We start from the raw sequence: 19,341 nt of genomic DNA, 5'->3' as shown, positions 1-19,341 counted from the left end.
GGCAGTCCGCTGCATAAATCTACGCAACAGGTTAGAACCCAAGGCCCGATACGGCATGCGGACTGCAGGCAGAGAAAACTGGCCGATTTTCTCTGCACTGGAGGGATAATACAAGGCCTGATAAGCGTAGCGCATCAGGCAGTTTTGCGTTTGTTCATCAGCCTGATGCCGGGCATAGCCCGGCATAAAAGATTACTGCGCAGCGGTAGGTTTACGCGGACGGCGGCGACGTTGTTGTTCGCCTGCCGGTTTGGCATCGCCGAGGCGGCGAGACGGTTTTTCTGCAGGTTTCGCGCTTGCAGATTTTGCGCCACCTTCCCCACGGCGTGGTTGCTGTTGACCGCGACCACCACCTTGCCCACGACCGCCGCCGCCACGTTGCTGGCGACCGTTCTGGATCGGTTCGGCTTTGATTGACGGGTCCGGCTCATAGCCCGGAATCGCAATGCGCGGGATCTCTTTTTTCAGCAGTTTTTCGATATCACGCAGCAGTTTGTGTTCATCAACACACACCAGCGACAACGCTTCACCGGTAGCAGCCGCACGACCGGTACGCCCGATACGGTGGACATAATCTTCCGGTACGTTTGGCAGTTCATAGTTGACGACGTGCGGCAACTCTTCGATATCCAGACCGCGCGCAGCGATATCGGTCGCCACCAGTACGCGAATGTCACCCGATTTAAAATCAGCCAGCGCACGGGTACGCGCACCTTGCGATTTATTCCCGTGGATCGCCGCACTACGGATGCCATCTTTATTGAGCTGCTCAGCCAGATGGTTAGCGCCGTGTTTGGTACGGGTAAACACCAGCACCTGCTGCCAGTTCCCTTTACCAATCATGTGCGACAGCAATTCGCGTTTGCGTTTCTTATCGACAAAGTGAACGTGCTGGGTCACCTGATCAGACGCGGTATTGCGGCGTGCCACTTCGATTTCCAGCGGGTTGTGCAACAGTTTTTCCGCCAGGGCTTTAATATCGTCAGAGAAGGTCGCAGAGAACAGCAGGTTCTGGCGTTTCGCTGGCAGTTTTGTTAACACGCGACGGATATCGTGGATAAAGCCCATGTCGAGCATGCGGTCAGCTTCATCGAGGACGAGGATTTCAACCTGATCCAGCTTCACTGCATTTTGATGTTCCAGGTCCAGCAAACGTCCCGGTGTTGCCACCAGAACATCAACGCCGCCGCGCAGCTTCATCATTTGCGGGTTAATGCTGACACCGCCAAACACCACCAGCGAACGAATGTTCAAATATTTGCTGTAATCACGGACGTTTTCGCCAATCTGCGCAGCCAGTTCACGGGTCGGGGTAAGAATGAGCGCACGTACCGGACGACGCCCTTTGGCGTGCGGCTGGCGAGTGATCAGGTGTTGCAACAGCGGCAGCGTAAAGCCCGCTGTTTTACCGGTACCGGTCTGGGCGCTAGCCATCAGGTCGCGGCCTTCCAGCACCGCAGGGATCGCCTGCTGCTGAATAGGGGTGGGTTCACGGTAACCCTGCTCGGCAACGGCGCGCAGGATATCAGGGCTTAAACCCAAAGAATCGAAAGACATAACTACTCCGAACCGCCCCGACCGTTACCGGTGTAGTTTTCAGGGAGATACTGAAAAGGAAAATGACAAAAACCACAATGTCATGAGGGAGCGGAGTGTAGCAGTTTTTGTGACGCAGCGCATAAATTATCCCTGTGACTGGCGTAGCTAAAATTCTTAGCCATACTGGACAACTCCCCTATGGAGTCATAATCTTAATCAATCATTTGATTAAGAATGGACTGTGCGATGAATAATCCTGCCATGACAATCAAGGGTGAACAGGCGAAAAAACAGCTGATTGCTGCCGCACTGGCGCAGTTTGGTGAATATGGAATGAACGCCACCACCCGCGAGATAGCCGCCCAGGCCGGGCAGAATATCGCTGCCATCACCTACTACTTCGGTTCGAAAGAAGATTTGTACCTCGCCTGCGCCCAGTGGATTGCCGATTTTATTGGCGAGCAGTTCCGTCCGCACGCCGAAGAGGCCGAACGCTTGTTCGCACAACCACAGCCTGATCGCGCAGCCATCCGTGAACTGATCCTTCGCGCCTGCAGGAACATGATTAAGCTGCTCACCCAGGATGACACCGTCAACCTCAGCAAGTTTATCTCCCGTGAGCAGCTCTCTCCCACGGCAGCCTATCACCTGGTGCACGAACAGGTGATTAGCCCGCTACACAGCCACCTGACACGCCTGATTGCCGCCTGGACCGGCTGCGACGCCAACGATACCCGCATGATCCTCCATACTCATGCGTTGATTGGTGAGATTCTGGCGTTCCGTCTTGGCAAAGAAACAATTCTGTTACGTACCGGCTGGACCGCGTTCGATGAAGAAAAGACCGAACTGATCAACCAGACGGTGACCTGTCATATCGACCTGATTTTGCAAGGATTATCGCAAAGGAGTTTGTAGTGATGAAAAAACCTGTCGTGATCGGATTGGCGGTAGTGGTACTTGCCGCCGTGGTTGCCGGAGGCTACTGGTGGTATCAAAGCCGCCAGGATAACGGCCTGACGCTGTATGGCAACGTGGATATTCGTACGGTAAATCTTAGTTTCCGTGTTGGGGGGCGCGTTGAATCGCTGGCGGTGGACGAAGGTGATGCTATCAAAGCGGGCCAGGTGCTGGGCGAACTGGATCACAAGCCGTATGAGATTGCCCTGATGCAGGCGAAAGCGGGCGTCTCGGTGGCACAGGCGCAGTATGATCTGATGCTTGCCGGGTATCGCGATGAAGAAATCGCTCAGGCCGCCGCAGCGGTGAAACAGGCTCAAGCCGCCTATGACTATGCGCAGAACTTCTATAACCGCCAGCAAGGACTGTGGAAAAGCCGCACCATTTCGGCAAATGACCTGGAAAATGCCCGCTCCTCGCGCGACCAGGCACAGGCAACGCTGAAATCAGCACAGGATAAATTGCGTCAGTACCGTTCCGGTAACCGTGAACAGGACATCGCTCAGGCGAAAGCCAGCCTCGAACAGGCGCAGGCGCAACTGGCGCAGGCGGAGCTGAATTTACAGGACTCAACGTTGATAGCACCGTCTGATGGCACGCTGTTAACGCGCGCGGTGGAGCCAGGCACGGTTCTCAATGAAGGTGGCACGGTGTTTACCGTTTCACTAACGCGTCCGGTGTGGGTACGTGCCTATGTTGATGAACGGAATCTTGACCAGGCCCAGCCGGGGCGCAAAGTGCTGCTTTATACCGATGGTCGCCCGGACAAGCCCTATCACGGACAGATTGGTTTCGTTTCGCCGACTGCTGAATTTACCCCGAAAACCGTCGAAACACCGGATCTGCGTACCGACCTCGTCTATCGCCTGCGTATTGTGGTGACCGACGCCGATGATGCGTTACGCCAGGGAATGCCGGTGACGGTGCAATTCGGTAACGAGGCAGGACATGAATGATGCCGTTATCACGCTGAACGGCCTGGAAAAACGCTTTCCGGGCATGGACAAGCCCGCCGTCGCGCCGCTCGATTGTACCATTCACGCCGGTTATGTGACGGGGCTGGTGGGGCCGGACGGTGCAGGTAAAACCACGCTAATGCGGATGCTGGCGGGATTACTGAAACCCGACAGCGGCAATGCCACGGTGATTGGCTTTGATCCAATCAAAAACGACGGCGCGCTGCACGCCGTGCTCGGCTATATGCCGCAGAAATTTGGTCTGTATGAAGATCTCACGGTGATGGAGAACCTCAATCTGTACGCGGATTTGCGCAGCGTCACCGGCGAGGCACGTAAGCAAACTTTTGCTCGCCTGCTGGAGTTTACGTCTCTTGGGCCGTTTACCGGACGCCTGGCGGGCAAGCTCTCCGGTGGGATGAAACAAAAACTCGGTCTGGCCTGTACCCTGGTGGGCGAACCGAAAGTGTTGCTGCTCGATGAACCCGGCGTCGGCGTTGACCCTATCTCACGGCGCGAACTGTGGCAGATGGTGCATGAGCTGGCGGGCGAAGGGATGTTAATCCTCTGGAGTACCTCGTATCTCGACGAAGCCGAGCAGTGCCGTGACGTGTTACTGATGAACGAAGGCGAGTTGCTGTATCAGGGAGAACCAAAAGCCCTGACACAAACCATGGCCGGACGCAGCTTTCTGATGACCAGTCCACACGAGGGCAACCGCAAACTGTTGCAACGCGCCTTGAAACTGCCGCAGGTCAGCGACGGCATGATTCAGGGGAAATCGGTACGTCTGATCCTCAAAAAAGAGGCCACACCAGACGATATTCGCCATGCCGAAGGGATGCCGGAAATCAACATCAACGAAACTACGCCGCGTTTTGAAGATGCGTTTATTGATTTGCTGGGCGGTGCCGGAACCTCGGAATCGCCGCTGGGTGCAATATTGCATACGGTAGAAGGCACACCCGGCGAGACGGTGATCGAAGCGAAAGAACTAACCAAGAAATTTGGTGATTTTGCCGCCACCGATCACGTCAACTTTGCCGTTAAACGAGGGGAGATTTTTGGTCTGCTCGGGCCAAACGGCGCGGGGAAATCGACCACCTTTAAGATGATGTGCGGCTTGCTGGTGCCGACCTCTGGTCAGGCGCTGGTGCTGGGGATGGATCTGAAAGAGAGTTCCGGTAAAGCACGCCAGCATCTCGGCTATATGGCGCAAAAATTTTCGCTCTACGGCAACCTGACGGTCGAACAGAATTTACGCTTTTTCTCTGGTGTGTATGGCTTACGCGGTCGGGCGCAGAACGAAAAAATCTCCCGCATGAGCGAGGCATTCGGCCTGAAAAGTATCGCCTCCCACGCCACCGATGAACTGCCATTAGGTTTTAAACAGCGGCTGGCGCTGGCCTGTTCGCTGATGCATGAACCGGACATTCTGTTTCTCGACGAACCGACGTCCGGCGTTGATCCCCTCACCCGCCGTGAATTTTGGCTGCACATCAACAGCATGGTAGAGAAAGGCGTCACGGTGATGGTCACCACCCACTTTATGGATGAAGCGGAATATTGCGACCGCATCGGCCTGGTGTACCGTGGGAAATTAATCGCCAGCGGTACGCCGGACGATTTGAAAGCACAGTCGGCTAACGATGAGCAACCCGATCCCACCATGGAGCAAGCCTTTATTCAGTTGATCCACGACTGGGATAAGGAGCATAGCAATGAGTAACCCGATCCTTTCCTGGCGTCGCGTGCGGGCGCTGTGCGTTAAAGAGACGCGGCAGATCGTTCGCGATCCGAGTAGCTGGCTGATTGCGGTAGTGATCCCACTGCTACTGCTGTTTATTTTTGGTTACGGCATTAACCTCGACTCCAGCAAGCTGCGGGTCGGGATTTTACTGGAACAGCGTAGCGAAGCGGCGCTGGATTTCACCCACACTATGACCGGTTCGCCCTACATCGACGCCACCATCAGCGATAACCGTCAGGAACTGATCGCCAAAATGCAGGCGGGGAAAATTCGCGGTCTGGTGGTTATTCCGGTGGATTTTGCGGAACAGATGGAGCGCGCCAACGCCACCGCACCGATTCAGGTGATCACCGACGGCAGTGAGCCGAATACCGCTAACTTTGTGCAGGGGTATGTCGAAGGGATCTGGCAGATCTGGCAAATGCAGCGAGCGGAGGACAACGGGCAGACTTTTGAACCGCTTATTGATGTACAAACCCGCTACTGGTTTAACCCGGCGGCGATTAGCCAGCACTTCATTATCCCCGGTGCGGTGACCATCATCATGACGGTCATCGGCGCGATTCTCACCTCGCTGGTGGTGGCGCGAGAATGGGAACGCGGCACCATGGAGGCTCTGCTCTCTACGGAGATTACCCGCACGGAACTGCTGCTGTGTAAGCTGATCCCTTATTACTTTCTCGGGATGCTGGCGATGTTGCTCTGTATGCTGGTGTCAGTGTTTATTCTCGGCGTGCCGTATCGCGGTTCGCTGCTGATTCTGTTTTTTATCTCCAGCCTGTTTTTACTCAGTACCCTGGGGATGGGGCTGCTGATTTCCACGATTACCCGCAACCAGTTCAATGCCGCTCAGGTCGCTCTGAACGCGGCTTTTCTGCCGTCGATTATGCTTTCCGGCTTTATTTTTCAGATCGACAGTATGCCCGCGGTGATCCGCGCGGTGACGTACATTATTCCCGCTCGTTATTTCGTCAGCACCCTGCAAAGCCTGTTCCTCGCCGGGAATATTCCGGTGGTGCTGGTGGTAAACGTGCTGTTTTTGATCGCTTCGGCGGTGATGTTTATCGGCCTGACGTGGCTGAAAACCAAACGTCGGCTGGATTAGGGAGAAGAGCATGTTTCATCGCTTATGGACGTTAATCCGCAAAGAGTTGCAGTCGTTGCTGCGCGAACCGCAAACCCGCGCGATTCTGATTTTACCTGTGCTTATTCAGGTGATCCTGTTCCCGTTCGCCGCCACGCTGGAAGTGACTAACGCCACCATCGCCATCTACGATGAAGATAACGGCGAGCATTCGGTGGAGCTGACCCAACGTTTTGCCCGCGCCAGCGCCTTTACTCATGTGCTGCTGCTGAAAAGCCCACAGGAGATCCGCCCAACCATCGACACACAAAAGGCGTTACTACTGGTGCGTTTCCCGGCTGACTTCTCGCGCAAACTGGATACCTTCCAGACCGCGCCGTTGCAGTTGATCCTCGACGGGCGTAACTCCAACAGTGCGCAAATTGCCGCCAACTACCTGCAACAGATCGTCAAAAATTATCAGCAGGAGCTGCTGGAAGGAAAACCGAAACCTAACAACAGCGAGCTGGTGGTACGCAACTGGTATAACCCGAATCTTGACTACAAATGGTTTGTGGTGCCGTCGCTGATCGCCATGATCACCACTATCGGCGTAATGATCGTCACTTCACTTTCCGTCGCCCGCGAACGTGAACAAGGTACGCTCGATCAGCTACTGGTTTCGCCGCTCACCACCTGGCAGATCTTCATCGGCAAAGCCGTACCGGCGTTAATTGTCGCCACCTTCCAGGCCACCATTGTGCTGGCGATTGGTATCTGGGCGTATCAAATCCCCTTCGCCGGATCGCTGGCGCTGTTCTACTTTACGATGGTGATTTACGGTTTATCGCTGGTGGGATTCGGTCTGTTGATTTCATCACTCTGCTCGACACAACAGCAGGCGTTTATCGGCGTGTTTGTTTTTATGATGCCCGCCATTCTCCTTTCCGGTTACGTTTCTCCGGTGGAAAACATGCCAGTATGGCTGCAAAACCTGACGTGGATTAACCCTATTCGCCACTTTACGGACATTACCAAGCAGATTTATTTGAAGGATGCGAGTCTGGATATTGTGTGGAATAGTTTGTGGCCGCTACTGGTGATAACGGCCACGACAGGGTCAGCGGCGTACGCGATGTTTAGACGTAAGGTGATGTAACTTCTTATCTTTCGCCAGCAAAGACACTACCGCCGGGCCGGCAAGGATTGCCAGCCCTGCAATTGCCAGCAAAAAGTTGTTTTCCAGTACACGGGACAACAGCCACAGCACAATCAGCGCTGCGCCAAAATACCAGGTCGTGGTCAGCTCTTCCAGCACGTCTGCCACCTCACGCCAGCGTTGCTCGGGGTGGCGCTGAAACACCAACATCATCACTACCGTGACACAATACAGTGCGCATAATCCCACGCCGACGTGAACCAGAGTCTTACTCATCCAGCCCACCACCAGCAGCGCCACTACCAGTAAATGCAACATAATCTGCCAGCAACTTAGACCAGTTGCGACACGAACACGTTGTTGCCACTTCATGGCTTCTCTCCTGAAGAATTTATCTCTACTTACTCAGAGTACCGAACTTTACGGAAAATTCCGTAAGACCGCACCTTTTTGTGACGCCGACTACACTATTTCAATGAGATAAGAGGCAAAGACAGGAAAATTATGCCCGATCAAACACAACAATTTTCGTTCAAGGTGCTCACCATCAACATTCACAAAGGTTTTACCGCGTTTAACCGACGCTTCATTTTGCCGGAACTTCGCGACGCGGTGCGTACCGTCAGCGCCGATATTGTTTGCCTGCAGGAAGTGATGGGCGCGCACGAAGTTCATCCGCTGCATGTGGAAAACTGGCCCGATACCTCGCACTACGAGTTTCTCGCCGACACGATGTGGAGCGATTTTGCCTACGGTCGCAATGCCGTATACCCGGAAGGGCATCACGGCAACGCCGTACTGTCGCGTTATCCCATTGAACATTATGAGAATCGCGATGTTTCGGTCGATGGTGCGGAAAAGCGCGGCGTGCTCTACTGCCGCATTGTGCCACCGATGACCGGAAAAGCGATTCATGTGATGTGCGTACATCTGGGCCTGCGTGAGGCGCACCGTCAGGCGCAGCTTGCGATGCTCGCCGAATGGGTGAATGAGCTACCGGACGGCGAACCGGTATTGGTGGCGGGTGATTTCAATGACTGGCGGCAAAAAGCTAATCATCCGTTAAAAGTGCAGGCCGGACTGGATGAGATTTTTACCCGCGCCCACGGACGCCCGGCGCGCACGTTTCCGGTGCAATTTCCTCTACTACGACTGGACAGGATCTACGTCAAAAATGCCAGCGCCAGCGCGCCAACCGCGTTGCCGCTGCGGACATGGCGACACCTTTCTGATCATGCCCCTTTAAGTGCGGAGATTCATTTATGAAATGTAGCTGGCGCGAAGGCAATAAGATCCAGTTGCTGGAAAACGGCGAGCAATATTATCCCGCGGTGTTTAAGGCGATTGGCGAGGCACAAGAACGCATCATTCTTGAAACGTTTATCTGGTTTGAGGATGACGTCGGCAAACAGCTGCATGCGGCACTACTGGCAGCAGCGCAACGCGGGGTTAAAGCGGAAGTCTTGCTGGATGGCTACGGTTCGCCGGATCTCAGCGATGAGTTTGTCAATGAACTGACGGCAGCTGGCGTGGTATTTCGCTACTACGATCCCCGCCCTCGCCTTTTTGGTATGCGCACCAATGTGTTTCGCCGGATGCATCGCAAAATTGTGGTGATCGACGCGCGTATCGCCTTTATTGGCGGGCTGAATTACTCCGCCGAGCATATGTCCAGCTACGGTCCAGAGGCTAAACAGGATTACGCGGTACGCCTTGAAGGGCCGATTGTCGAAGATATTCTCCAGTTTGAGCTGGAAAACCTGCCTGGACAGAGCGCGGCACGACGCTGGTGGCGACGTCATCACAAAGCGGAAGAGAACCGCCAGCCGGGAGAAGCGCAGGTATTGCTGGTCTGGCGCGATAACGAAGAACATCGCGATGATATTGAACGTCACTATCTGAAAATGCTCACTCAGGCGCGGCGAGAAGTCATTATCGCCAACGCCTACTTCTTCCCCGGCTATCGATTTTTACACGCCTTGCGTAAAGCGGCACGGCGCGGGGTGCGGATCAAACTGATCATTCAGGGCGAACCGGATATGCCGATTGTCAGAGTCGGTGCGCGCTTGCTGTATAACTATCTGGTTAAAGGCGGCGTTCAGGTATTTGAGTACCGCCGCCGCCCGCTCCACGGCAAAGTGGCATTGATGGACGATCACTGGGCGACAGTAGGGTCCAGTAATCTCGATCCGCTCAGTTTGTCACTGAATCTCGAAGCAAATGTCATCATCCACGATCGTCATTTTAACCAGACGCTGCGCGATAATCTGAACGGCATTATTGCCGCAGATTGTCAGCAGGTCGATGAGACCATGCTGCCGAAACGCACCTGGTGGAACCTGACCAAAAGCGTGCTGGCGTTCCACTTTTTACGCCACTTCCCGGCGCTGGTTGGCTGGCTTCCGGCACACACACCACGTCTGGCGCAGGTTGATCCGCCCGCACAACCGACAATGGAAACGCAGGATCGGGTAGAAACTGAAAACACGGGGGTAAAACCCTGATGAGTAAATCACACCCGCGCTGGCGCTTAGCAAAGAAGATCCTCACCTGGCTGTTTTTTATCGCGGTGATTGTGTTGCTGGTGGTCTACGCCAAAAAAGTGGACTGGGAAGAGGTCTGGAAGGTCATCCGCGACTACAATCGCGTTGCGCTGCTTAGTGCGGTCGGGCTGGTGGTCGTCAGCTATCTGATTTACGGCTGCTATGACCTGCTCGCCCGCTTTTACTGCGGTCACAAACTGGCGAAGCGCCAGGTGATGCTGGTGTCGTTTATCTGCTACGCCTTCAACCTGACGCTCAGTACCTGGGTCGGCGGCATTGGTATGCGCTATCGTTTGTACTCCCGACTAGGGTTACCGGGCAGCACTATTACGCGGATTTTCTCGCTCAGTATTACCACCAACTGGCTGGGCTATATTTTACTGGCAGGGATTATCTTTACCGCAGGCGTGGTGGAGTTGCCGGATCACTGGTATGTCGATCAAACTACGCTGCGTATTCTCGGCATTGGCTTACTGATGATTATCGCGGTTTATTTGTGGTTTTGCGCTTTCGCGAAGCACCGCCATATGACCATCAAAGGGCAAAAGCTGGTGCTGCCTTCATGGAAATTCGCCCTCGCTCAGATGCTGATTTCCAGCGTTAACTGGATGGTAATGGGGGCGATTATCTGGCTGTTACTTGGTCAAAGCGTGAACTATTTCTTTGTACTGGGCGTGTTACTGGTTAGTAGTATTGCTGGCGTCATCGTGCATATTCCGGCGGGGATCGGTGTGCTGGAAGCGGTGTTTATCGCGCTACTGGCTGGGGAGCATACATCCAAAGGCACAATTATTGCCGCCCTACTCGCTTATCGCGTCCTGTATTACTTTATCCCGCTGCTGCTGGCGCTGATCTGTTACCTGCTACTGGAAAGCCAGGCGAAGAAGCTACGGGCGAAAAATGAAGCGGCGATGTGAAGTTTAGTTAAGTTCTTTAGTATCTGCATTTACGACTAATGAAAAAAACGCGTATGCCTTTGCCAGACAAGCGTTATAGCTATCGCGGCAAGTATCCCAAAGAAGCCGATAAAATAGTAATAGAGTGTTAATGCACCTGTAACAGCGCAACGAACCGGACTCCACAACTCTTCACTATGGCATTTCCCCGCCAGTTCAAGGAGCTTATTTCGTCCATGCGAGATAATGCCTGACCATAACACAATCATTAAGCAACTTATTACCCAAACGGGTCGTTCACTCATTAATGCGGCATTCATGATGATCACCAGGGCCAACCCTGTCAACGTCATCATAATGATAAAACGGTGAGAACCAGGATCAACATTAAATAATAAACCGGCCAGCATACTGATTAAAAACATCGCGCCCGCAGTGCTGAACACGACGATAATGGCAGGTACAGGAGCTAAACTAGCAACGACAATCGCCACCAAAGAGAGTAAAAATAGATATATTACGCCTGCGATGACGGCATTTATCTTGTTGATATCCTTACTTAAGCCATACATACAAAGTAATAATAATCCTATGGCGACATACATTTGCGGTGAATCATATTTTGTTGCCGTAATTTCGAGATACTTCGCTACCCAGGCCAGTCCTGCGGTTGTCACCAAACCTAAAGCGGTAATGAGCCATATACCGTTTAATATCCTGGTCTCGTGCTGAAAATCTAATTTATTGCTGTTTTGTGAGTATGATTCCATTCTTTTAGTTGTCCTTAGAAAAAATATTAATATTCACCATCAATAAATTTAAAACCACGCATACAAAATACTTTTGTATTTATGGATACGGAAAACGCTTCCGCTCGCCATAAGGCGTATTTTATACCTGGTACTTGTTAAGTGTCGTTTTTAGTAAGAAAAAAAATCCCGACACATGGCCGGGATATTGATGGTGAAAAAGAATTAACGGCGGTTGCCAAAAATTCGCAGCAACATCAGGAACAGGTTGATGAAGTCCAGATACAAGGTTAACGCGCCAAGAATGGAATATTTGCGCAGGTTCGACGTGTCGCGGGTATCAATCTGCTCACCCATATTTTTCAATTTCTGAGTGTCATACGCCGTCAATCCGACAAAGACAATCACGCCGATGTAGGTAACTGCCCACATCAATGCTTCGCTTTTCAGCCAGAAGTTGACCAGCGATGCCAGCACAATGCCGATTAACGCCATAAACAGCATATTGCCAAAGCCACTTAAATCGCGCTTCGTGGTGTAACCGTACAGGCTCATTGCGCCGAACATCCCGGCAGTAACGACGAAAGTACTGGCGATAGAAGCAGCGGTATAGACAATGAATATACTGGAAAGCGTAAGACCCGTCAGCGCCGAATAAAGCATAAAGAGCATCGTCGTTACACCTGCGCTCAGCTTTTGAATCATCGCTGATAACACAATAACCAATGCTAATTGCGCGATGATCAGACCGATTAAAAAGACACGGTTAGTAAACAACAGCTCCATCACGGCCGCGGAATTAGCCGCATACCAGGCAACAAATGCGGTCAGCAACAAGCCAACGGTCATCCAGCCATAGACTTGCGCCATATAAGTTTGCAAGCCAGCCCGGGGTTGTACGATTGAATCAGAACGTGGGAATCTGTCCATGACGATCTCCTGAAGATATAAGGAATATCTTAAGGATACTGCAAAATGATGAGGCTGTGCATCGACGCAGCGTAAACGCATGTACTGAGCGGTGAAATTGCCGGACGCAGCGGTGCCTTATCCGGCTAACAAAAAACTACCAGCGTTTTGCCGCCTGCTGATCGCTCTCCCGGGCTTCAACCCAGCGGTCGCCTTCCGGCGTGGCTTCGCGCTTCCAGAACGGTGCGCGGGTTTTGAGATAATCCATAATAAACTGCCCGGCTTCAAACGCACTGCTGCGATGCGCACTGGTGACACCGACAAAAACGATTTCATCGCCCGGCCATAATTCCCCGATGCGGTGAATCACAGTGACGCGCCCCAGCGGCCAGCGGTTACGCGCTTCATCAACAATTTCTGCCAGTGCTTTTTCAGTCATCCCCGGATAGTGTTCGAGGGTTAATGCTTTGACGCTGTCGCCCAGGTTATGGTTGCGCACCTTACCAGTAAAGGTGACTACCGCACCGTCTTCGTCACGCTCCGCCAGCCACGGGTACTCTTCTCCTACGCTGAACGGCTGCGGACCAACAACAATTTTGGTTTCTGCCATCTTAACCTCCGGTTACCGGCGGGAAGAAAGCTACTTCGTCGCCGTCAGTCAGCGGATGGTCAAAACTCACCAGCGTCTGGTTGACGGCAGCCAGTAATTTGCCATCTTCCAGCGCCAGCGCCCAGCGATCGCTCTGCGCAGCCATGTGCTGGCGTAACGCTTCAACAGTTGGGAAATCCGCAGCCACTTCGGTTGCATCTGTTCCCACCAACTCGCGCACCTGGGCGAAAAAAAGAACTTTAATCATCCGCTTCCACCTTAAAGTCACCCGACTTGCCGCCGCTCTTCGCCAGCAAACGTACCGGACCAATCACCATATCTTTTTGCACCGCTTTGCACATGTCATAAATGGTCAGCGCCGCCACGGAGGCCGCGGTTAATGCTTCCATTTCGACACCGGTTTTCCCGGTCAGGCGGCATAAGGTTTCTATACGCACCCGATTGTGCTCCGGCTCGGCCTGTAAATTGACTTCAACTTTGCTGAGCATCAGCGGATGACAGAGCGGGATCAGATCCCAGGTGCGTTTTGCCGCCTGAATACCGGCAATACGCGCAGTGGCAAATACGTCGCCTTTGTGGTGGCGACCATCAATAATCATCGCCAGCGTCTCGCTGCGCATGGTGACAAAGGCTTCCGCCCGCGCTTCACGCACGGTTTCCGCTTTGGCGGAGACATCCACCATGTGCGCTTCGCCAGCGGCGTTGATATGGGTCAGTTGCGACATACTTATTTCTTCAAATGTGGATGGAAATTACACGGACGCGTACGGGCATCCAGCTGCGGCGCGATGATATTTTCCCATGCGGTACGGCACGCTTTGGTCGAACCCGGCATGGCGAAAATCAGCGTTTTGTTGGCGACGCCCGCTACCGCACGAGATTGCAACGTGGAAGTGCCAATCTCTTCAAAAGACAACATCCGGAACACTTCACCAAAACCTTCAACTTCACGGTCGAACAACGGCAGCAATGCTTCGGGAGCCTGATCACCTTCCGTCAGGCCAGTACCACCCGTAATCAATACCACTTGTACATCGTCGCTGGCGATCCACGCAGATACCTGAGCGCGAATAGCGTAGCGGTTTTCTTTCACAATGGCTTTATCGACAACGTGATGGCCCGCTTCTTGCGCCGAATCGCGCAGATAGTGACCGGAGGTATCGTCTTCTTCACCGCGACGATTAGAAACCGTAAGAATAGCAATACGGGTCGGGATAAATTCAGTGCTTACCTGACTCATCTGATCTCTCCTTTTGACGTTTTAGCCGCCAATGTACGATAAGTTTTGCGTAATACCGGTGTTGTTTTGATGCAGGAAATGGGTCTGTTTCTTCTCCCGCAGCGCCGCTGAAATACGCGCTTCCAGCGCCTGTTGCTGGGTATCGTCTTCCAGCAGATCGCGCAGGTTAACGCCGCCTTCACCAAACAGGCAGAGATGGAGTTTACCAATGGAGGAAACGCGCAGGCGGTTGCAAGTGGCGCAGAAGTCTTTTTCATACGGCATGATAAGGCCAATCTCTCCGGCGTAATCTGGATGGCAAAAGACTTGCGCGGGACCGTCGCTGCGTTGACGTAATTGGTGGATCCAGCCGCGACGCAGTAGCTCGTCACGCAGAACCTGACCAGAGATGTGATGCTTACGGAAGAGCTCGCTGCCCTCGCCCGTTTCCATCAGTTCGATGAAACGCAGCTGGATAGGGCGATGCTGGATCCAGTTCAGAAAGGTGTCGAGCTGGTGATGATTAACATCACGCATCAGCACGGTATTGACTTTGACCTTCTCAAAACCGGCCTCAAATGCAGCATCAATCCCCGCCATGACCTGGTTGAATTTATCCTGCCCGGTAATAGCGTGAAACTGGCGGGCGTCCAGACTGTCGACACTGACGTTAATGCCAGTAAGTCCCGCATCGCGCCAGTTCGCCACATCGCGTTCCAGACGGTAACCATTGGTGGTGACCGCAATCTGGCGGATAGCGTCGTTTTCCCGCACAGCGGCGATGATATCGGTAAAGTCGCGGCGTAAAGACGGCTCACCGCCTGTCAGGCGCACTTTTTCGGTGCCCAGACTGGCGAAGGCGCGCGTAACCCGGCGAATTTCATCGACGGTAAGAAAGCCTTTATTGGTGACGCCGCTCGGTTTGTAGCCATCCGGCAGGCAGTAGGTGCAACGAAAGTTACACACATCGGTAATCGACAGGCGCAAGTAGTAAAACTTACGCGCAAATGCATCAGTCAGTTGTGAAGCCATGTACACCTTTCCAGATACGGGAGGCGAAGTCATTTCTTCCTTCGCCCTGGTGGCAATCTTTACGAGCATTGTCACGGCCAAAGCACCGTATCAGTTGACCCAGGTGCAGAGGCTAGAGTGTTTAGTGGTTATGCCGATACTAGCGTGTAAATGAGATTTTTACCATCCACACTTTCGCTATGTAATCATGTATATAGCGTCATGATCGTGCTATTTCGCTACAGAATAAGGGAAAATGGCGGTTTTACTTTGATATACATCATCAGGGAGGCATAGCGTGCATCGTCCTTTAGAGGTAGAAGAAAATAGTTTGTATCCTCAATATTGGCAGGTTAATTGCTGTTTCCCCGCAATTTGCGCTACTGTAGCGCGGATAATCTGACTCCAGGAAACTATATGCGCAATCGTACGCTGGCTGATCTTGATCGTGTCGTTGCTCTCGGCGGAGGGCATGGACTGGGACGCGTTCTCTCATCACTTTCGTCTTTGGGTTCTCGTTTAACGGGTATCGTCACCACCACCGATAATGGTGGCTCGACGGGGCGTATTCGCCGTTCAGAAGGCGGCATTGCCTGGGGCGATATGCGCAACTGCCTCAACCAGCTGATAACGGAACCGAGCGTCGCCTCCGCGATGTTTGAATACCGTTTTGGCGGCAATGGCGAACTTTCCGGTCATAATCTCGGAAACTTGATGTTAAAGGCGCTGGATCACCTTAGCGTGCGGCCTCTGGAAGCCATCAATTTAATTCGTAATCTGCTGAAAGTGGATACGCATTTGATTCCAATGTCAGAGCATCCTGTTGATCTGATGGCGATTGACGATCAGGGGCATGAAGTTTACGGCGAGGTCAATATCGACCAGTTAACTACGCCGATTCAAGAGTTATTGTTAACGCCTAATGTACCCGCAACGCGTGAGGCGGTTCACGCTATCAATGAAGCGGATCTCATCATTATTGGGCCTGGCAGTTTTTATACCAGCCTGATGCCAATTCTGCTGCTGAAGGAAATCGCCCAGGCATTACGCCGCACGCCAGCGCCGATGGTTTATATCGGCAATCTGGGGCGTGAGTTGAGTTTACCTGCGGCTAATTTGAAGCTGGAAAGCAAGCTGGCAATTATGGAGCAGTATGTTGGTAAAAAGGTCATTGATGCGGTCATCGTCGGGCCAAAAGTGGATGTCTCGGCGGTGAAAGAGCGGATTGTGATCCAGGAGGTACTGGAGGCCAGCGATATTCCGTATCGTCATGACCGCCAGTTGTTACATAACGCGCTGGAAAAGGCGTTACAGGCTTTAGGTTAACGGAAATCCGAAGGAAAATTCCGGCTTCCTATTGAAGACAAAGTGCGCGTTGTTTATGCCGGATGCGGCGTGAACGCCTTATCCGGCCTACAAACCGCGCAAATTCAATATATTGCGGAGAAAATGTAGGCCTGATAAGCGTAGCGCATCAGGCTGTTTTCCGTTTGTCATCAGTCTTCTTCGCTATCCTGTTACGATGCCGCGATAAACAGCTCACGCAGCTGATGCAACTGGTCACGAATTTGCGCCGCTTCTTCGAACTCCAGATTCTGCGCGTGTTGCATCATCAACCCTTCCAGCTCATGGATTTTCTGCTGCAACGCTTTCGGCGACATATCCATCGGCACATTATCCGGCTCAACAATCGGTCGCGATTTTCCTCTGCCCTTCGCTTTGGTTTTAGCAATGTTCTGCCCCAACGCCAGGATATCGACCACTTTCTTGTTCAAGCCTTGCGGCGTAATGCCGTGTTCCTCGTTGTACTTCTGCTGTTTCTCGCGGCGACGTTCGGTTTCGCCAATCGCTTTCGCCATTGATGGGGTGATCTTATCGCCGTAGAGAATCGCTTTACCGTTAACGTTACGTGCCGCACGACCAATGGTCTGGATCAACGAACGTTCGGAACGCAGGAAGCCTTCTTTGTCAGCGTCGAGGATCGCCACCAGCGAAACTTCCGGCATATCCAGACCTTCACGCAGTAAGTTGATCCCTACCAATACGTCGAACTCACCCAGACGCAAGTCGCGGATAATCTCCATACGTTCGACGGTGTCGATATCTGAGTGAAGATAACGCACGCGCTCGCCATGTTCTTCGAGATATTCGGTAAGATCTTCCGCCATCCGCTTGGTCAGTGTGGTGACCAGTACGCGTTCGTTAATTGCCGCTCGCTGACGAATCTCCGAAAGAAGATCATCAACCTGTGTCGCCACCGGCCGCACTTCGATAATCGGGTCAAGCAATCCGGTTGGACGCACCACCTGATCCACCACATCGCCGCCGGATTTTTCCAGCTCATAATTACCCGGCGTCGCCGAAACATAGATGGTTTGCGGCGCTAATGCTTCGAACTCTTCAAACTTAAGCGGACGGTTATCCAGCGCTGATGGCAGGCGGAAGCCGTACTCCACCAGTGTCTCTTTACGCGCCCGGTCACCGCGATACATGCCGCCAATTTGTGGAATGGTGACGTGAGATTCATCGACCACCAGCAGCCCATCAGCAGGGAGGTAATCAAACAGCGTCGGCGGTGGCTCACCCGGTCCACGACCGGAGAGGAAGCGCGAGTAGTTTTCAATCCCCGAACAGTAGCCCAGCTCGTTCATCATCTCCAGATCAAACTGGGTACGCTGGGTCAGCCGCTGCTCTTCCAGCAGTTTGTTGTTTTCCAACAGCACTTTGCGTCTGGCGGCCAGCTCTTCTTTGATCTCCTCCATCGCCTGTACGATGCGCTCGCGCGGTGTGACGTAGTGCGTTTTCGGGTAGATGGTAAAACGTGGAATAGTGGAAACAATCTGCCCGGTCAGCGGGTCAAATAACGACAATCGTTCCACTTCCTCGTCAAACAGTTCCACGCGAAGTGCAATGTCATCCGATTCTGCCGGGAAGATATCTATCACCTCGCCACGAACGCGGAAAGTACCACGCTGGAATGCTTGATCATTACGAGCGTATTGCAGCTCCGCCAGTCGGCGCAGAATCGCGCGCTGATCGATAATCATACCGACCGTGAGATGGAGCATCATCTTGAGATATAAATCAGGATCGCCCAGACCATAAATCGCGGAAACAGACGCCACCACAACCACATCACGCCGCTCCAGCATCGCTTTGGTGGCGGACAAACGCATCTGCTCAATATGTTCGTTAACCGAGGCATCTTTCTCAATGAAAGTGTCGGAACTCGGTACATAGGCTTCCGGCTGATAGTAGTCGTAGTAGGAAACGAAATATTCCACCGCGTTTTCCGGGAAGAACTCTTTCATTTCGCCATACAGCTGGGCCGCCAGCGTTTTGTTGGGCGCAAGTACCATGGTTGGGCGCTGAAGGTCAGCAATGACATTGGCAATGGTGAATGTTTTCCCGGAGCCAGTCACGCCAAGTAACGTCTGGTGCGCCAGGCCATCTTCCAGCCCCTCTTCGAGACGTCGAATCGCCTCTGGCTGATCGCCAGAAGGTTTAAAAGCGGAATTCAGTTTGAACGGTTTACTCATGAGTCGCTACCTGAAGGAGTTGGGCGGGCAGGTATGTAATTTTACTCGTCGTACTTAATTATGCCAACAAATTATACTGGATAAAAAAACAGTTCATCACCATAATATTTCTGTTACAGCGTAAACTCCGCTGTCAATCATGAGCAAAATTTACTCTGTGGCGAGATAAAACTCCGGCCTTACCGGGTTATCCCCAAAGCAACGGCTTTTTTAACATTTGTCAAGATGAGTGATGACAGTTTTATGGCAAGAGATGCCTGTTCAGTGACTGCCATTGCATTTATCTAACCAGTTAAAAAATAAAAGATATTTCTTTGAGCCGTCTTTAACGCCAATTCGCGTGCAAGCCGCGTATTCTCTCGCTTGCCTCGTGTTTTCTAACTCTAATACACATGGTTATCCACAGGAATAGTGGATAACTGTCTCCAGCCCCTATCC

General features: G+C 52.7%; 19 protein-coding genes, 1 pseudogene and 1 riboswitch. Of the genes and pseudogenes, 9 read left to right on the top strand and 11 right to left on the bottom strand.

Annotated features, from left to right (window positions below; all coding sequences use genetic code 11):
• A pseudogene (locus tag E0D98_RS27530) lies at positions 1-186 on the bottom strand (hypothetical protein); the annotation flags it as partial.
• A gap of 6 nt (positions 187-192) precedes the next feature.
• Entirely contained in the window at positions 193-1,557 is a 1,365-nt protein-coding gene (gene rhlE / locus E0D98_RS12835; RefSeq protein WP_000007102.1) for an ATP-dependent RNA helicase RhlE, read from the bottom strand.
• A 228-nt stretch (positions 1,558-1,785) separates the two neighbouring features.
• On the opposite strand from rhlE, the gene cecR reads away from it, so the two are divergent.
• Genes cecR through E0D98_RS12810 form a run of 5 tightly spaced genes read left to right on the top strand, consistent with a single transcriptional unit; the run spans position 1,786 to position 7,427 of the window.
• Positions 1,786-2,457, top strand: a complete 672-nt coding sequence (gene cecR, locus E0D98_RS12830; protein WP_001296991.1) for a DNA-binding transcriptional regulator CecR — start codon at positions 1,786-1,788, stop codon at positions 2,455-2,457.
• A gap of 2 nt (positions 2,458-2,459) precedes the next feature.
• Positions 2,460-3,455: a secretion protein HlyD gene (gene hlyD, locus E0D98_RS12825; RefSeq protein ID WP_001296990.1), complete on the top strand. Its 996-nt coding sequence runs from the start codon at positions 2,460-2,462 to the stop codon at positions 3,453-3,455.
• Complete coding sequence (locus E0D98_RS12820; protein WP_000996099.1) at positions 3,448-5,184, top strand: ATP-binding cassette domain-containing protein; 1,737 nt, start codon at positions 3,448-3,450, stop codon at positions 5,182-5,184. The genes hlyD and E0D98_RS12820 overlap by 8 nt, the downstream gene beginning before the upstream one ends.
• Positions 5,177-6,310 carry an ABC transporter permease gene (locus E0D98_RS12815; RefSeq protein ID WP_000070131.1) on the top strand — a complete coding sequence of 378 codons (1,134 nt, stop codon included), beginning with the start codon at positions 5,177-5,179 and terminating at the stop codon, positions 6,308-6,310. Before E0D98_RS12820 ends, E0D98_RS12815 begins: the two co-directional genes overlap by 8 nt.
• A 10-nt stretch (positions 6,311-6,320) precedes the next feature.
• On the top strand, positions 6,321-7,427 hold the full coding sequence (locus E0D98_RS12810; RefSeq protein ID WP_000469031.1) for an ABC transporter permease: 1,107 nt from the start codon (positions 6,321-6,323) through the stop codon (positions 7,425-7,427).
• On the opposite strand, the gene E0D98_RS12805 is transcribed toward E0D98_RS12810, so the two are convergent.
• Positions 7,389-7,799 (bottom strand): YbhQ family protein, encoded by a 411-nt coding sequence (locus E0D98_RS12805; protein ID WP_000871982.1) that lies wholly within the window; start codon positions 7,797-7,799, stop codon positions 7,389-7,391. The two genes, E0D98_RS12810 and E0D98_RS12805, sit on opposite strands and share 39 nt — an antisense overlap.
• Before the next feature lie 132 nt (positions 7,800-7,931).
• On the opposite strand from E0D98_RS12805, the gene E0D98_RS12800 reads away from it, so the two are divergent.
• The 3 genes from E0D98_RS12800 to E0D98_RS12790 are packed head-to-tail and all read left to right on the top strand — an operon-like array spanning position 7,932 to position 10,887.
• Positions 7,932-8,693, top strand: coding sequence for an endonuclease/exonuclease/phosphatase family protein (locus E0D98_RS12800; RefSeq protein ID WP_001113348.1), 762 nt, complete (start codon positions 7,932-7,934; stop codon positions 8,691-8,693).
• Positions 8,690-9,931, top strand: a complete 1,242-nt coding sequence (gene clsB / locus E0D98_RS12795; protein ID WP_000650337.1) for a cardiolipin synthase ClsB — start codon at positions 8,690-8,692, stop codon at positions 9,929-9,931. The genes E0D98_RS12800 and clsB overlap by 4 nt, the downstream gene beginning before the upstream one ends.
• Positions 9,931-10,887, top strand: a complete 957-nt coding sequence (locus E0D98_RS12790) for a YbhN family protein (protein ID WP_000045450.1) — start codon at positions 9,931-9,933, stop codon at positions 10,885-10,887. Before clsB ends, E0D98_RS12790 begins: the two co-directional genes overlap by 1 nt.
• A 35-nt stretch (positions 10,888-10,922) precedes the next feature.
• On the opposite strand, the gene E0D98_RS12785 is transcribed toward E0D98_RS12790, so the two are convergent.
• From E0D98_RS12785 to moaA, 7 genes are all read right to left on the bottom strand, one after another.
• Positions 10,923-11,636: a Bax inhibitor-1/YccA family protein gene (locus E0D98_RS12785; protein ID WP_000446940.1), complete on the bottom strand. Its 714-nt coding sequence runs from the start codon at positions 11,634-11,636 to the stop codon at positions 10,923-10,925.
• 204 nt (positions 11,637-11,840) lie between these two features.
• Positions 11,841-12,545, bottom strand: a complete 705-nt coding sequence (locus tag E0D98_RS12780) for a Bax inhibitor-1/YccA family protein (protein ID WP_000373624.1) — start codon at positions 12,543-12,545, stop codon at positions 11,841-11,843.
• Positions 12,546-12,681: 136 nt separating this feature from the next.
• Positions 12,682-13,134 (bottom strand): molybdopterin synthase catalytic subunit MoaE, encoded by a 453-nt coding sequence (gene moaE / locus E0D98_RS12775; protein ID WP_000852287.1) that lies wholly within the window; start codon positions 13,132-13,134, stop codon positions 12,682-12,684.
• A gap of 1 nt (position 13,135) precedes the next feature.
• Positions 13,136-13,381 carry a molybdopterin synthase sulfur carrier subunit gene (gene moaD, locus E0D98_RS12770; protein ID WP_000598619.1) on the bottom strand — a complete coding sequence of 82 codons (246 nt, stop codon included), beginning with the start codon at positions 13,379-13,381 and terminating at the stop codon, positions 13,136-13,138.
• The gene (gene moaC, locus E0D98_RS12765) at positions 13,374-13,859 is read right to left on the bottom strand and encodes a cyclic pyranopterin monophosphate synthase MoaC (protein WP_000080885.1); all 486 of its coding nucleotides are present in this window, start codon (positions 13,857-13,859) and stop codon (positions 13,374-13,376) included. The genes moaD and moaC overlap by 8 nt, the downstream gene beginning before the upstream one ends.
• Before the next feature lie 2 nt (positions 13,860-13,861).
• Positions 13,862-14,374 (bottom strand): molybdenum cofactor biosynthesis protein B, encoded by a 513-nt coding sequence (gene moaB, locus E0D98_RS12760; RefSeq protein ID WP_000084639.1) that lies wholly within the window; start codon positions 14,372-14,374, stop codon positions 13,862-13,864.
• Positions 14,375-14,395: 21 nt separating this feature from the next.
• Complete coding sequence (gene moaA, locus E0D98_RS12755; RefSeq protein ID WP_001295301.1) at positions 14,396-15,385, bottom strand: GTP 3',8-cyclase MoaA; 990 nt, start codon at positions 15,383-15,385, stop codon at positions 14,396-14,398.
• A riboswitch (molybdenum cofactor riboswitch) is annotated at positions 15,373-15,517 on the bottom strand. Its footprint overlaps the gene before it by 13 nt.
• A 264-nt stretch (positions 15,518-15,781) precedes the next feature.
• Between moaA and yvcK the strand changes: the two genes are divergently transcribed.
• Positions 15,782-16,690, top strand: a complete 909-nt coding sequence (gene yvcK, locus E0D98_RS12750) for a uridine diphosphate-N-acetylglucosamine-binding protein YvcK (RefSeq protein ID WP_001295302.1) — start codon at positions 15,782-15,784, stop codon at positions 16,688-16,690.
• Between the two features lie 191 nt (positions 16,691-16,881).
• On the opposite strand, the gene uvrB is transcribed toward yvcK, so the two are convergent.
• The gene (uvrB, locus tag E0D98_RS12745; protein WP_000042533.1) at positions 16,882-18,903 is read right to left on the bottom strand and encodes an excinuclease ABC subunit UvrB; all 2,022 of its coding nucleotides are present in this window, start codon (positions 18,901-18,903) and stop codon (positions 16,882-16,884) included.
• Between the last annotated feature and the right edge of the window lie 438 nt (positions 18,904-19,341).

The organism is Escherichia sp. KCJ4928, from assembly GCF_004352695.1.
Taxonomy (GTDB): domain Bacteria; phylum Pseudomonadota; class Gammaproteobacteria; order Enterobacterales; family Enterobacteriaceae; genus ECMA0423.
This window is presented reverse-complemented; position numbering and strand designations above follow the sequence as displayed.

Coding starts and splice junctions, on each gene's coding strand:
- rhlE (WP_000007102.1), bottom strand. CDS start 1,557: ATGTCTTTCGATTCTTTGGGTTTAAGCCCTGATATCCTGCGCGCCGTT.
- cecR (WP_001296991.1), top strand. CDS start 1,786: ATGAATAATCCTGCCATGACAATCAAGGGTGAACAGGCGAAAAAACAG.
- hlyD (WP_001296990.1), top strand. CDS start 2,460: ATGAAAAAACCTGTCGTGATCGGATTGGCGGTAGTGGTACTTGCCGCC.
- E0D98_RS12820 (WP_000996099.1), top strand. CDS start 3,448: ATGAATGATGCCGTTATCACGCTGAACGGCCTGGAAAAACGCTTTCCG.
- E0D98_RS12815 (WP_000070131.1), top strand. CDS start 5,177: ATGAGTAACCCGATCCTTTCCTGGCGTCGCGTGCGGGCGCTGTGCGTT.
- E0D98_RS12810 (WP_000469031.1), top strand. CDS start 6,321: ATGTTTCATCGCTTATGGACGTTAATCCGCAAAGAGTTGCAGTCGTTG.
- E0D98_RS12805 (WP_000871982.1), bottom strand. CDS start 7,799: ATGAAGTGGCAACAACGTGTTCGTGTCGCAACTGGTCTAAGTTGCTGG.
- E0D98_RS12800 (WP_001113348.1), top strand. CDS start 7,932: ATGCCCGATCAAACACAACAATTTTCGTTCAAGGTGCTCACCATCAAC.
- clsB (WP_000650337.1), top strand. CDS start 8,690: ATGAAATGTAGCTGGCGCGAAGGCAATAAGATCCAGTTGCTGGAAAAC.
- E0D98_RS12790 (WP_000045450.1), top strand. CDS start 9,931: ATGAGTAAATCACACCCGCGCTGGCGCTTAGCAAAGAAGATCCTCACC.
- E0D98_RS12785 (WP_000446940.1), bottom strand. CDS start 11,636: ATGGAATCATACTCACAAAACAGCAATAAATTAGATTTTCAGCACGAG.
- E0D98_RS12780 (WP_000373624.1), bottom strand. CDS start 12,545: ATGGACAGATTCCCACGTTCTGATTCAATCGTACAACCCCGGGCTGGC.
- moaE (WP_000852287.1), bottom strand. CDS start 13,134: ATGGCAGAAACCAAAATTGTTGTTGGTCCGCAGCCGTTCAGCGTAGGA.
- moaD (WP_000598619.1), bottom strand. CDS start 13,381: ATGATTAAAGTTCTTTTTTTCGCCCAGGTGCGCGAGTTGGTGGGAACA.
- moaC (WP_000080885.1), bottom strand. CDS start 13,859: ATGTCGCAACTGACCCATATCAACGCCGCTGGCGAAGCGCACATGGTG.
- moaB (WP_000084639.1), bottom strand. CDS start 14,374: ATGAGTCAGGTAAGCACTGAATTTATCCCGACCCGTATTGCTATTCTT.
- moaA (WP_001295301.1), bottom strand. CDS start 15,385: ATGGCTTCACAACTGACTGATGCATTTGCGCGTAAGTTTTACTACTTG.
- yvcK (WP_001295302.1), top strand. CDS start 15,782: ATGCGCAATCGTACGCTGGCTGATCTTGATCGTGTCGTTGCTCTCGGC.
- uvrB (WP_000042533.1), bottom strand. CDS start 18,903: ATGAGTAAACCGTTCAAACTGAATTCCGCTTTTAAACCTTCTGGCGAT.